The sequence below is a fragment of the Pantoea sp. JZ2 genome, assembly GCF_035191405.1.
Taxonomy (GTDB): Bacteria; Pseudomonadota; Gammaproteobacteria; order Enterobacterales; family Enterobacteriaceae; genus Pantoea; species Pantoea stewartii.
On record NZ_CP045247.1, the window covers coordinates 4,035,652 to 4,049,455 of the forward strand.

Annotated in this window: 9 protein-coding genes; 3 read left to right on the top strand and 6 right to left on the bottom strand. The window is 56.2% G+C overall.

All coding sequences use genetic code 11. From position 1 onward, the window contains the following. Positions 1-11: 11 nt before the first annotated feature. From GC087_RS19510 to GC087_RS19530, 5 genes are all read right to left on the bottom strand, one after another. Complete coding sequence (locus GC087_RS19510) at positions 12-1,244, bottom strand: MFS transporter (RefSeq protein ID WP_324029099.1); 1,233 nt, start codon at positions 1,242-1,244, stop codon at positions 12-14. A 78-nt stretch (positions 1,245-1,322) separates the two neighbouring features. After that, the gene (locus tag GC087_RS19515; RefSeq protein WP_058702087.1) at positions 1,323-3,674 is read right to left on the bottom strand and encodes a GNAT family N-acetyltransferase; all 2,352 of its coding nucleotides are present in this window, start codon (positions 3,672-3,674) and stop codon (positions 1,323-1,325) included. Between the two features lies 1 nt (position 3,675). Further along, positions 3,676-4,968, bottom strand: coding sequence for a lysine N(6)-hydroxylase/L-ornithine N(5)-oxygenase family protein (locus GC087_RS19520; protein ID WP_033740201.1), 1,293 nt, complete (start codon positions 4,966-4,968; stop codon positions 3,676-3,678). A 10-nt stretch (positions 4,969-4,978) separates the two neighbouring features. Continuing rightward, complete coding sequence (locus GC087_RS19525; RefSeq protein WP_324029101.1) at positions 4,979-6,532, bottom strand: pyridoxal phosphate-dependent decarboxylase family protein; 1,554 nt, start codon at positions 6,530-6,532, stop codon at positions 4,979-4,981. A 440-nt stretch (positions 6,533-6,972) separates the two neighbouring features. Continuing rightward, positions 6,973-8,559: a methyl-accepting chemotaxis protein gene (locus GC087_RS19530; RefSeq protein WP_133745518.1), complete on the bottom strand. Its 1,587-nt coding sequence runs from the start codon at positions 8,557-8,559 to the stop codon at positions 6,973-6,975. Between the two features lie 550 nt (positions 8,560-9,109). On the opposite strand from GC087_RS19530, the gene deoR reads away from it, so the two are divergent. Together deoR and ettA are read left to right on the top strand one after the other, a co-directional pair. Further along, complete coding sequence (deoR, locus tag GC087_RS19535) at positions 9,110-9,874, top strand: DNA-binding transcriptional repressor DeoR (protein WP_033740198.1); 765 nt, start codon at positions 9,110-9,112, stop codon at positions 9,872-9,874. 197 nt (positions 9,875-10,071) lie between these two features. Then, positions 10,072-11,739, top strand: a complete 1,668-nt coding sequence (ettA, locus tag GC087_RS19540) for an energy-dependent translational throttle protein EttA (RefSeq protein WP_006118292.1) — start codon at positions 10,072-10,074, stop codon at positions 11,737-11,739. 36 nt (positions 11,740-11,775) lie between these two features. Here the strand turns inward: ettA and GC087_RS19545 are convergent, their stop codons facing one another. Continuing rightward, the gene (locus GC087_RS19545) at positions 11,776-12,672 is read right to left on the bottom strand and encodes a LysR family transcriptional regulator (protein WP_039338795.1); all 897 of its coding nucleotides are present in this window, start codon (positions 12,670-12,672) and stop codon (positions 11,776-11,778) included. Between the two features lie 96 nt (positions 12,673-12,768). Here GC087_RS19545 and GC087_RS19550 point away from each other — a divergent pair, with 96 nt between their 5' ends. Further along, on the top strand, positions 12,769-13,770 hold the full coding sequence (locus tag GC087_RS19550; protein ID WP_006118291.1) for a zinc-binding alcohol dehydrogenase family protein: 1,002 nt from the start codon (positions 12,769-12,771) through the stop codon (positions 13,768-13,770). Positions 13,771-13,804 lie beyond the last annotated feature (34 nt).

Genomic DNA, 13,804 nt, shown 5'->3' on the forward strand with positions numbered 1-13,804 from the left:
CCTGTCACCGCTTATGCCACAGCGGCGCAATGTCGCCGCTGTTTTTCTCGCAGAAAAACACGAACCAGCCACAGCCACAGCACACCACAGATCAGGTTCAACAGGCTGAAGCCTGCGGTACCGCCATGAAAATAGGCCGCTTTGCCTGCCTCAATCCCAAAAGCAAAGACCACCATACTGACCATGCCCAGCATCGCTGCCACGCTGCCCTTCCCTGCCTGACTGGAAAATAACGTCAGTCGGTACAGTCCGGCATTGACCATTCCGCTGCCGAAGCCGTAAAGGCTGAGGCCAGCCGTGAGCCCAATGTAGCTGTCCGCCTGCCATAACGTGCTCAGCACAGCGATCAAAAGCCCTGTAACCACAGGCCAGGCCCCCAACCGTAACGGCTGCTCGACGGAGAGACGGCTGGCCAGTCGTCCCAGCGTGAGATTCCCGGCAATCATTGCCATAAAGACCGGCAGTTGAAGCAGTGCGTAATCCAGTCGGCTCAGGCCCAGACCGTGAATCAGGATAACAGGCGAAAGCGCGACCCATGTCAGGCAGGGAATCGTCACCAGGCCAATAGCCAGCGAACCGCACATCACCTGGCGGTCTTTTAGCAACGCATAATAGCCCGCCGCCAGCGACGGCAGCGATACGGAGGTGCGTCTGTCACCTGCGGTTTCCGGCATCGACAGGCCCAGACCAATGAGCGACAGCGCGGCCAGAGCAGCGAAAAACAGAAACAGTGTGCGCCAGTCTGCGACGGCCAGAAACGCCGTACCCGCCAGCGGCCCGGCCAGCGGAGCCAGCAGCGCAACGTTCGCCATCAGCGCCATCATCTTTACGCTGAGTGCCTCGTCAAAAGCCTCCTGAATGGCGGCATAGCCCACCGCACCGATAAAGCACAGGCTGATGCCCTGCAGAAAGCGCAGCAGGATAAAGGGCCCGATGCCCTGCACCCAGTGCGTCGCCAGACAGGTCAGCATAAAAAACGCAACACCGGTCAGCAGGACCGGACGGCGGCCCAGCTTGTCGGACAGCGGCCCCAGGAGCCACTGTAACAGCATCCCGCCCATCAGATAGGCGGTCAGCGAGGTGGCCACCCACTCCGGGCCCACGTGAAACGCCTGTGTGACCCGCAGCATGCCGGGCTGAATCATGTCATGCGCGAGATAGGTGGCAAACTCAAACAGCACCAGCGATAAAGGAAATAACAGATGTCGTCGCGTCAGGCGCGAGACAGGTTGAAAACGAGCCATCGTCAGTATTATCCAGTAAAACGAGAAAAACGCGGCCGCCAGGGCGACCGCGCTGATGGGAAGGCGGTGATAATCCCGTTAACGCCACCGGGCGACAGGATTCTCCAGCGTGCCGGCAAACTTGAGGTTTTCGGCAGGATCGGACAGGTTGATCATCTGCTGATTATTGGCCAGCTGCAGGCGGTTCAGACAGGAGCGGGTAAAGGTGGGCGCAAACATATCGTAGCGGGCAAATTTACTGGCCAGCTGCGGATGCGCCTGCTGATAATCCTTCACGCACTGTGCCACCAACTGCCAGAACTGACTCTCGGGCAGCGTACCTGACTGGTGCAAAATCGCGCTGATAAAGCGGAAGATACAGTCAAAGACGTCGGTAAAAATCGACAACAGCTTCAGTTCTTCAGGCACGTCTACCGCCAGACGCTGGACGTTCTCCGGCAGTACCGCCTCCGGGTTCATGACGGCGATTTCTTCGCCAATGTCTTTCATGTAGGCGCTGACCGGCACATTGTTTTCCAGCAGCAGGATCAGATTTTCGCCGTGGGGCATAAACACCAGATCGTGTTGATAGAAGCAGTGCAGCAGCGGACTGAGGTAACAGTTAAGGTAACGTTCAACCCACTGTGCCGCGGGCAGGCCTGAGTCGGCGATCAGTGCGGGCAGTAACGGCTGCTGATGATGATCAACATGCAGGAACGCCGCCATGGTCATCAAGCGCTGGCCGGGCTGCAGATCAGGAACCGGATTATCGCGCCACAGGGCCGCAAACATTTTCTTATAGGCGGAATCGCCCTTAATGGCACGTTCGTAATGGCGGTTGTGATAGCCCACGGCGGCCACCTCGCGCAGGATGCGGAAGTTGCAGCGCTGAAGCCAGCTGTCGTTTGCCACCAGCGTTTCCAGCCATTCATTAATCGCAGGCGTGGTCGCCATATAGTACGGCGACAAGCCGCGCATAAAGCCCATGTTGAGCACCGACAGGGCAGTTTTCACATAACGCTTATGAGGCTGGCTGCGGTTAAAGAAGGTACGAATCGACTGCTGCGCCTGATACTGGTCATCACCGATGCCCAGATAAATAATGTCCCGACTGGCAATATCCGCCGCAAACACCGTCAGCAGCTTGTTCTGCCACTGCCACGGATGCACGGGCATAAAGATATAGTCCTCGGGTTCCACCCCGTGGCTTGTCAGCTGAGCCGCGAACCGATCCAGAATGGACTGCCCTAGCTCCTCCTGCAGCAACTGCGTATAGCTCAGCGCGCTGAGGCTGGAGAAATGGGCATGACGACGGTGCACGGCTACCCAGATGAGATTTACCGGCGCGGCGGCCTCTGGAGCATAAGCCAGGTAATCCCGCGCATCGAAGCCGATGCGGCCGTTATTGGCGACGAAGCAGGGATGCCCTTCCGTCATAGAGGATTCCACGGTCTGGAAGTCCGCTTTTACCAGCGCCTGGCTGTCTGGATTCTGCTTCTGCAACTTAAATACGCTGCTGCATAAGGTGCTGCTGATCTCTTCCATATAGGTGGCTAACAGCGCCTGAGGAATGCCGATCTGCGCATTAAACTCCTCAATAAACTGCAGCGCATCCAGCGGTAACGCCCGACCATTCTCCTGCTTTTCCAGTGAGGCAACGTCGATATCCCAGTGGTCCAGCGCCAGACGCTGAGCGGAAAAATGGTACTCTGCCTCGGCACCCGGCACGGCCAGGCGATAACGTCCTGGGTGCATTTCGTCGGGGACGATCAGCTTTTCATGCGCGAATTCGGCAATCGCTTTACGAATCAGTAAACGGTTAGCCTGCAGCCAGTGAGGTCCGGTGAGATGGGCACCGGTTAACAGTGAGGTGGCGTGATTCATTCGTGAGTCCTGCAGTAATGCCTGTTGATAATCGTCGCGCTGACAGAAGGCGAGCCAGGCGGTTTTGTGGCCCATATCAATGGTGTGCTGGTAGCGAAAACCCGCACGTTTGTTCAGGCGATGGATTTTGTCGTTGCGCACATCCGGTTCGACCACCACGCGACTGACCTCGGGGCGGCTGAACAGGTAGTCCATAACGGTGCTGAAGACCTGCCAGCTAAATTCCCTGACCGGGGTTTCCGCGGGCGCGATCAGAATATGCATGCCGTAGTCGTCCGGCTGAGCGGGATAGTATTTACCTACTTCATCCTCGCGGGCGCGATAGCATTCGACAAGGAAGGCCGGTTCACCATTGCAGCAGCCGATCAACGCCGCATGCGGATCCCTGGCCGTCAGCTGGTGGTAAAAGTCGGCGACCTGCTCTGGTGTGTCATTCTGCATTCCCCAGAAGCGGGCATAGTCGCGCGTCACCCAGCGATGAATCAGCGTGGCGTCAGCGGCCTGCATAGGGCGGAGGGTAAACTGGCCTGCCGGGCGGGCGGCAGTGAAAAGCGTTAACTGTGACATATTACGATTCCGATTGAGCCGGGAAAGTCTGGAAGGCAATCTGCCGTTCGACGGGATAGATCTCTTTGCCGGTGATTTCACGCAGCAGCACCGAATTGCGATAGCAGGCCATGCCCAGATCCGGTGTAACGAAGCCGTGCGTGTGCAGCTCCGCGTTCTGCACGAAGATCTGGTTGTGGCGATCAATGCTGTAGTTACGCTGAACGTCGTAACGGCCCTTCTCGTCCCAGCGCAGACGCTGGCTGATGCCTTCAATAAACATCGGCGGACGATACTGATAGCCCGTTGCCATCACCAGACCGTGCGTACGGCGGGTAAAGGCACAATCCTGCTCCTGCTGATGCAGCGCGAGCTCGAACTCTCCGTTGGGTAATGCGCGCATTCCGGTCAGTTCTGAATGGGTGAACAGGTTAACGTTCAGCGCGCCATCCAGTTGCTTAACGTACATCAGATCGTAGATAGCGTTGATCAGCGTGCTGTTGATGCCTTTATAGAGATTTTTGTGACGCGCATTCAGCGCATCGCGTTTCTCACCCGGCAGCGCGTGGAAATAGTCCACCCATTCTGGCGAGGTCATCTCCAGCGTCAGTTTGGTATATTCCAGCGGATAAAAGCGTGGCGCACGGGTTATCCAGTTCAGCTGATAGCCAAACCGATCGATCTCCGTAAGCAGATCGTAATAGATCTCTGCCGCGCTCTGCCCGCTACCCAGTACGGTAATGGACGGTTTTTTCTGCAAATCCGCCTTATTCGCCAGATACTGACTGGAGTGCGTAAAACGCGACCGGAATGGATGGCTGCAGGCAGGCAGCCAGGCTTCAGGACCGGTGCCTAACACCAGCCTGCGGGTCAGCCAGTCCTGCTGCTGCCCACTGACCGTATCGACTGCCCGTACGCGGTAGCACTGCAACGCTTCGTCGTAGCTCACATAGTCCACGCGCGTGTTCCAGCGCAGGTTACTCAGCTTTGAACAGGCCCACTGACAGTACTGGTTGTACTCTTTACGCATCAGGAAAAAGTCTTCGCGGATATAGAACGAATACAGTTTTCCTTTCTGCTTCATATAGTTCAGCAGACTGTAAGGACTGGTGGGATCGGCCAGCGTCACCAAATCGGCCATAAACGGCGTTTGCAGATGCGCACTTTCCAGCATCATGCCGGTATGCCAGTCAAAGCCCGGATTCTGATCCAGAAAGAGGCCATTCAGCCCTTCAACAGGTTCACTCAGACAGGCCAGGCTGAGATTGAAAGGACCGATGCCAATTCCGATAAAGTCATAAATGTTGTCGTTCATCGTACCGTTCTCACTGGTTAGCGGCTTGCAAAGTCAGGTCACGTGCCTGCTCCCGGCCATAATGGACAATCAGGGCAATGACGTCTTCCATGTCGGCCACCGTAGTGGTGGGATTCAGCAGGGTAAATTTGAGGTACTGGTGACCCTCGACTTTCGTACCGGCGATCACCGCGTTACCCGAGCGGAACAGCGCCTTGCGGATACCGGCATTGATGGCATCCAGCTGTGCGGCCCGCATGTCAGGCCGGGGTACGAAACGGAAGATTTGTGTGGTCAGTTCAGGCGCATGCAGCACCTCAATGGACGGATGGGCTTTCAGCAACTGATGGGTTGCCTCGGTCAACGTCAGGATGGTATCGAATGCTTCCCCCAGCGCCGCCGGGCCCATGATGCGCAACGTCAGCCACATTTTCAGCGCGTCAAACCGGCGCGTCGTCTGAATACTTTTGTTGACCAGGTTTGGCGTCCCTTCCTGCTGGGCGCTGAGCGGATTGAGGTAATCGGCATGGTGCGTCACATGGCTGAGGTGCTGTTTATCGCGCACGAAAAACGCCCCGCAGCTGACGGTCTGGAAGAATGACTTGTGGTAATCCACCGTCACCGAGTCCGCTTTTTCGATACCACTGAGGCGCTGCCGCTGCGTTTCAGATACCAGCAGGCCACAGCCGTAAGCCGCATCGACGTGCATCCAGATGCCGTACTGCTGACACAGATCCGCGATAGCGTTCAGCGGATCGATACTGCCAAAATCGGTGGTGCCACTGGTGGCCACGACGGCGATGGGAATCAGGCCCTGCGCATGGCAGTGCTCAATTTCGCGCTCAAGTTGTACGCTGTCCATGCGGTAGTGTTCGTCGTAATCCACGGAAATCACCGCATCGTAGCCCAGGCCAAGAATCGCCATCGACTTCTGAATACTGAAATGACTCAGTCGGGAGGTCAGCACGCGCCATTTCGCGGCCTCCGCCGGCAACCCCTTATGCTTGATCAGGTGACCCGGATGGTGCGTGGCGCACCAACTGTCCCGCGCCAGCAGCATCGCCATCAGGTTGGACTGCGTACCGCCACTGGTAAAGATGCCGTCTGCGCTCGCAGGCAGGCCGATGCGGCCCAGCGTCCAGTCAATGACCTTCTGCTCAATCAGCGTGCCGCCCGCGCTTTGATCCCAGGTATCGACGGAGCTGTTTACCGCCGCCATGATCTGCTCTGCCAGCAGCGAGGGCAGCACAACCGGGCAGTTAAGATGGGCGACATATTTGGGGTGGTGGAACCAGACGGCATCGCGCAGGTAAAGTGACCGCAGCTCTTCCAACGCGGCTTCGCTGCTGCCCAGAGGCTGATCAAGGTCGACGGCGCTGAACGCCGGGGCCAGCTCATGGGGCAGGATTCCGCTGAACGGCTTCTCCACGCGCTGCACCGTGCTGCTGATCAGCGCCAGCGCCGCGTGCGTTTGCTGCTGCCACGCCGTAATCTGCGCCTCGTTAAAGATGACGTCCTGAGCCGCAGGAATATCTTCAGACAGATGTCGGCGCGGGACCGACAGAGTTTGCTTACGTAACACCATATCCTGTTCCTTTGTTTAAGACGTAAGTCGCCTGGCCGCCCCGGTAAAAGGGCAGCAGATCGTGCCAGACCGCACGTGTCAGTTCAGATTCGGTAATCTTTAGCCGGTACAGCTAACCCATCAGCCCTGAAAAATTGAGAATTTATGTTCGCAAAAATCCAAAAAACTACATTTTGTGTGGTTTATTTGTATTTACTGAGTGATTGTTAACGAAAATGACAACATAAATAATAATCATTATCATTCAATTTATGGAAGTGTAACCATTCTCATAAGTATGACTAATATCTATTTACGTGATCTTGATCACAAAAAGTAGGCGAAAGGAGCCGCCAGGCTAACAAAACAGGCTTCCCCACGGCCCTGATGCCGTAGGGAAGTGCTGTTTTCAAGATGTGAATACAGATGACGGGATGCAGAGGCTCAGCCCCGGCACGGTTCTACATTGCGGTCTGGGCATCAAGCCTGAATACACTGACGTTCTCAACCAGCGCGCTGACCTGCTGGTCTAATGCCCGTGCGGACTGGGCTGACTGCTGTGATAAGGTTGCGTTTTGCTGCGTCGCGGCATCCATATGCGTCACCGCCAAATTGACTTGTTCAATACCTGCACTCTGTTCAGCGCTGGCAGCAGAGATATTCTCCATGAGCGTACACAGCTGTTTTACGCTCTCAACGATCGCCTGCATGGATGCCCCCGCGCCTTTTACAAGTGAATTGCCTTGCGCAACCAGCGTCACCGATCGATCCGTGAGTCCCCGAATCTCGCGGGCCGCCGTAGCGGAACGCTGCGCCAGTGCACGGACCTCTGAAGCGACAACGGCAAAACCGCGTCCGTCGTTACCAGCACGGGCGGCTTCTACCGCCGCGTTAAGGGCCAAAATATTCGTCTGGAAAGCAATGCCGTCAATTACCGTAACGATGTCATTAATTTCGCGTGAAAACTGATGGATATCTTCCATGGCAATGACCACTTTTTCGACCACCTCACCGCCATCATCGGCGCGCTGGCGCGTATCACGTGCAATGATGCTGGCATGATGGGCATTTTCTGCATTGATTTTTACAACAGAGGTCAGTTGTTCCATTGACGCCGCCGTTTCTTCCAGCGCACTGGCTTGCGCTTCATTACGTGAAGAAAGCTCACGGCTGCCATGTGCCACCTGATCTGTCGTGGCCGCAATGGCTTCTGTTCCACCGCGAACACCGATCACAATGCGTGTCAGGCTCGTATTCATATCGCGCAGTGCGGCCATCAATTGTGCCGTTTCATCATGTCCGCTGACGCTAATACGGGCGCGCAGGTCACCCGCTGCTACCGTTTTGGCTATCGTGATTGCCTGTTTCAACGGTTGCGTAATGCTCTGGATAAGCCACCATGTAATTCCCGCGCCTACTAACAGGATGCATCCCATTGCGATCAGCAACAGCAGGCGCGTTTGTTGGTAATGCGCAAGGTTACTCGCATCAATGTCCCGATGCATTTCCTGCGCACGCGCTAAGGTCGACGTGACCAGCGCATCGATTTGCTGGGTGGGCGCACGATCAATGCCCGTTACCTGATGATCGACCCGCGCGGGGCTGCTGATGTCGTTGATAACATAGCTGTTCAGCGCCGTCAGGTACTGGCGTTCCAGCCCGGCATGCGCCGCGCGCGCCTGCTCAACCGGGGCAACTGGCAGGTTCAGCTTGGCCTGAATCTGACTGAGCCGGGTCAATAATTGCTGCGTTTTCTGGCTTTCATTCAAAAAGGCCGTTTTATATTTATCAAATGTATTTTGTCCTTGTGTCCCACGCAGCAGAATATTCTTCCACTCCTGCACTTGTATTTTGAACTGCACCTGCGCGCTGCGCGCAGTATCAATACTTTCTGCAATGAGCATCTCCTTTGCCATAACGGCCTGACTGTTCTCTAAAGCCTGTCCGTTAACACGTAATCCGTTCACCCCCATCAACAGGGTTGCAAGCAGCAGCAACGTGGCAAGAAAACCGAGTCTTTGACCAATTTTAAATCGATTGAGCTTCATAAAAACTGTTACCTGATGAATAAATAGGAGAACAAACGTGACTTTCGTCACATTGATTATCGTCCTGGCGGGTAGCAACCTTTATGGAGCCGGTTGAGGAAATAACGTGACACTTTTGTGACAGAAAGCCCCCAAATAGCGACATTTTTACCCATAATATCTTGCCTTGCGCTTTCACAGCCTGTGCGCTTTGACCTGTAACGGAGGTTGCTCAGCGGGCATTACCGGTGCGACCTGCGCACTGGCATATTGCGCTGCGGTACAAACCGTCCGATATCGCGCAAAGACATTGTTAAAATTTCAACATCACACATCGGCTTATTGCAGGTTACAGTACGGTTCCCCGGGTGGCATGCCAGCGATTTACGGGATAATCGCTTTGCAGGTAAGATAAAAAACGGATGCGTCGAGCATGCAACGCCTTCTTTTTTGCCTTTATCAAAGGTCACGAAGTGAAAACGGGCGAGTTGAACGCCCCCGTTACCGGCCACCTTCGCGGTGTAACAGACATATGACGTCCTCCTCAAGGAATACAGGTTCAGAGATGACAATGGAAACCCGCCGCGACGAACGTCTGCGCAAACTCGCTCTGGCACTGAAGCGCACCGATAAACTTCACCTGAAGGATGCCGCCCGGTTGCTGGACGTCTCAGAGATGACGATTCGCCGGGATCTGAGCGAACCGACATCCAGCGTCGTCCTGCTCGGCGGCTATATCGTCAGCGATCCCAGAAGCCAACCCGGTCACTATTTTGTCTCCGATCAGCACGGCCAAAACGCCACCCGCAAACAGCAGCTGGCGCAGGCGGCGGCAGGTCTGATCGGGGAGAACGATACCGTCTTTTTCGACTGCGGGACGACCTTGCCCTATGTGGTGGATGCCATTCCGGATGCCCTGCCCTTCACCGCCATCTGCTGTGCCATGAATACTTTTCTGGCGTTAAAAGAAAAGCCCGCCTGCCATGTCATCCTGAGCGGCGGTGAATTCCATGCGGATAACGCCTTATTCACGCCGGTGGGCGGACAGTGCATTCTGGATGACCTGTGCCCTGACCTGGCCTTTATTTCTGCGGCAGGCGTCAGCCACGATCAGGGCGCGACCTGCTATAACCTCAATGAACTGCCCATGAAACACCACGCCATGCGGCGCGCCCGCCAGCGGATTCTGGTGGCGGACAGCAGTAAATACGGGAAAGTGTTACCGGCCCGCATTGGCGCGCTTTCACGCTTCGACCTGCTGGTCAGCGACAGCGCGCCAGATGCCACGCTGAGTCAGTGGTTAGCGCAACAGTCTATTCCCGTGCGGCTGCCCTGACTTCAGCCTGTCCACCGGCGTTCTGATGCGCGTAGCCCTGTGCCGGGTCGGTCTGACAACGGACATAAATCAAACAGTTATTCTGAACCCGCGGCCGCCATCGAATAATCCCGTCCCCTCGGCTGTGATTAGGCGGCGAAAAAGGCTAAACTTCGACATCATCCAAACGACAAACAGACCCAGAGGCTCAATACAACGTGGCTCAATTCGTCTATAGCATGCATCGCGTTGGCAAAGTGGTACCGCCAAAGCGTCATATTCTGAAAAACATCTCCCTCAGCTTCTTCCCCGGTGCGAAAATTGGCGTACTCGGCCTGAACGGTGCCGGTAAATCGACGCTGCTGCGCATCATGGCAGGCATCGATAAAGACATCGAAGGGGAAGCCCGTCCACAGCCCGGTATCAAAATTGGTTACCTGCCGCAGGAACCGCAGCTCAACCTTGAGCACACCGTGCGTGAATCCGTTGAAGAAGCGCTGTCGGAAGTGGTTGGCGCGCTGAAACGCCTTGATGAGGTTTATGCGCTTTACGCCGAAGAAGATGCGGATTTTGACAAGCTGGCAGCTGAGCAGGGACGTCTGGAAGAGATCATTCAGGCACACGACGGCCATAACCTGAACACACAGCTGGAACGTGCCGCCGATGCGCTGCGCCTGCCAGACTGGGACGCCAAAATCGCGAACCTGTCCGGTGGTGAACGCCGCCGTGTTGCGCTGTGCCGCCTGCTGCTGGAAAAGCCAGACATGCTGCTGCTGGACGAACCGACGAACCACCTGGACGCCGAATCGGTCGCCTGGCTGGAGCGCTTCCTGCATGACTTCGAAGGCACCGTGGTCGCGATTACCCACGACCGTTACTTCCTGGATAACGTTGCCGGCTGGATCCTGGAACTCGACCGTGGTGAGGGGATTCCGTGGGAAGGTAACTACTCTTCATGGCTGGAGCAGAAAGATGCCCGTCTGGCACAGGAAGCTTCAACTGAAGCGGCCCGTCGTAAATCTATCGAGAAAGAGCTGGAGTGGGTACGTAAAGGGCCAAAAGGCCAGCAGTCTAAAGGCAAAGCCCGTCTGGCACGCTTTGAAGAGCTGAACAATACCGACTACCAGAAACGTAACGAAACCAACGAACTGTTTATTCCGCCGGGTGCCCGGCTGGGTGATAAGGTGCTGGAAGTCAGCCACCTGCGTAAATCCTACGGTGACCGCGTGCTGATTGACGATCTGTCCTTCTCGGTACCGAAAGGTGCCATCGTCGGCATCATCGGTCCGAACGGGGCCGGTAAATCCACGCTTTTCCGCATGATGTCCGGTCAGGAACAACCGGATTCCGGTGAGATCGTGCTGGGTGAAACCGTGAAGCTGGCCTCTGTCGATCAGTTCCGTGACAGCATGGATAACGCCAAAACCGTGTGGGAAGAAGTCTCCGGTGGTCAGGACATCATGCGTATCGGCAACACGGAAATGCCAAGCCGCGCCTATGTCGGACGCTTTAACTTTAAAGGCGTTGATCAGGGCAAACGCGTCGGTGAGTTATCCGGTGGTGAGCGGGGCCGTCTGCATCTGGCAAAACTGCTGCAGGTTGGCGGCAACATGCTGCTGCTCGATGAACCGACCAACGACCTGGACATTGAAACCCTGCGCGCGCTGGAAAACGCCCTGCTTGAATTCCCTGGCTGTGCCATGGTGATCTCGCATGACCGTTGGTTCCTTGACCGCATCGCGACGCACATTCTGGACTACCAGGATGAAGGGAAGATCGAGTTCTTCGAAGGTAACTTTACCGAATACGAAGAGTACAAGAAACGCACGCTGGGCGCGGATGCGCTGGAGCCGAAGCGCATCAAGTACAAGCGTATTGCCAAATGATTCAGGGGCGGCAGCAATGCCGCCCTTTTCTTTTCCTCAGCGGTAAAAGTCGCGAAACACCGGCGACTGCAACGCAAATTCAATAAACCTCATCAGCGCGGGCGAATTCAGTTTACGACTGGGATAGACCAGCCACAGCTCGTTTCCCTCAACCGTCCATTCGGGTAACACCTGCACCAGGCGCGCATCGCGCATCTCCCCGTCCGTTAAGAAACGCGGCAGTAGCGTAATGCCGGCATGCCCCAGCGCCGATTCGCGGGCATAGAGCAAATTGTCGGTCAGGTGCGCGGGCGGCAGCAGCCAGCGATGATACTGACTGTCGCGTTTAAGCACCCACTCGTTCCAGGCGCGGTGCGCGATACAGCGATGTTCAGCCAGCTGCTGCGGATGAGTAACCGGCGGATGCTGATCGAGATAAGTCTGCGAGGCCACCAGCAATCGCTCGCAGTACCCGACACGTCGCCCAATCAGAGACGATTCCTGTGGCTGGCCGGTGCGTAAGGCAAGATCAAAGCCATCCTGTACCAGGTCGCGAATCTCGTCTGAAACGGAAATGTCCAGCGTGACATCAGGATAACGCCGTAAAAACGCGGCGTTACAGCGCGCCAGTAAGGTTGCCCCAATGCCTGCCGGGCTGGTGATGCGCAGGCGACCGCTGGGATTTTCCCGCAGGTTGGCAATCGCCTGTTCGGCACGTTCGCTGGCCTGCATCATCTCCTGACAGTGCAGCAGATAACGCTCCCCGGCAAAGGTCAGGTTAAGCTGGCGCGTCGTTCGGTTTAACAGCCGGATGCCCAGCCGCTGCTCAAGCTGGCTGATACGTTGACTGACGCTGGATTTGGGCAAACCTGCCCGCTCTGCCGCAGCGGTAAAGCTGCCGCACTCCGCCACCAGCGCAAACAGCGCCATATCCTGCCACTCACGAAACGCCATTGTTCACCTCAGACGAACACTCTAATAACTATTGTCCATCTTATCAGCCTGGCGGTGGGGTTCTACACTTGAAGAAACACTACAGGAGAATAAATTATGTCTGTCCGCGCGATTGCTGTTGATCCCGAAAACCCAAAAAACTTCACCGAAATTTTCCCGGAAACGCCTGTACCCGGCGAGTATGACCTGCGTGTCCAGGTAAAAGCCGCCTCGGTCAACCCGGTGGATACCAAGGTGCATAAAGGCGCGATCAAAAATGGTTTGCAGGTGCCGCGTATCCTCGGCTGGGATGCCAGCGGCGTGGTGCTGGAAACCGGCAGCAAAGTCACGGGCTTCAAGCCCGGGGATGAAGTGTACTATGCAGGCGATATTACCCGCCCAGGCAGTAACAGCACCGAACAGTTAGTCGATTCCCGTATCACTGGCCATAAGCCGAAAACGCTCGACTGGGCGGCCTCTGCGGCGATTCCTTTAACGGCGCTTACCGCCTGGGAAGGTTTGTTCGAGCGACTGGATATGGCAGCCGCGCGTGACGATCAAACGCTGTTGATCGTTGGCGGCGCAGGCGGTGTAGGCTCTCTGGCGATTCCGCTGGCGAAAATGCGCAGCAAGGCGAAAGTGATTGCCACCGCGTCACGGGAAGACTCTGCCCAGTGGTGCCGCGATCGCGGGGCCGACCTGGTGATCAACTATAAAGACATGCCCGCTGAGCTGGAAAAGCACGGCATTAAGCAGGTCGACTACATTTTCTGCCTTAACGACACTGACGGCCACTGGGAAACCATGAGCCAGCTCATCGCGCCCCAGGGTCATATCTGCACCATCGTCGAGAACGAACATCCGCTGTCAATGGATCAACTGAAGCTTAAGAGCGCCTCGCTGCACTTTGAGTTTATGTACACTCGCAGCATGTTCACCACGCCGGATATGGCGCAACAGGGTGAGATTCTGAACAGCGTTGCCCGCCTGTTAGATGACGGAAAGCTGCAAACCACCCTGAGTGAAACCCTGCACGGGTTAAGTGTGGAAACCCTGGAAGCGGCCCACCAGCGTGTACTGGAAGGCCATATGCGCGGCAAAGTGGTCATGGTTTACTGATCACCTGCGGATGCCGGTCCGTGCGGCATCCGCT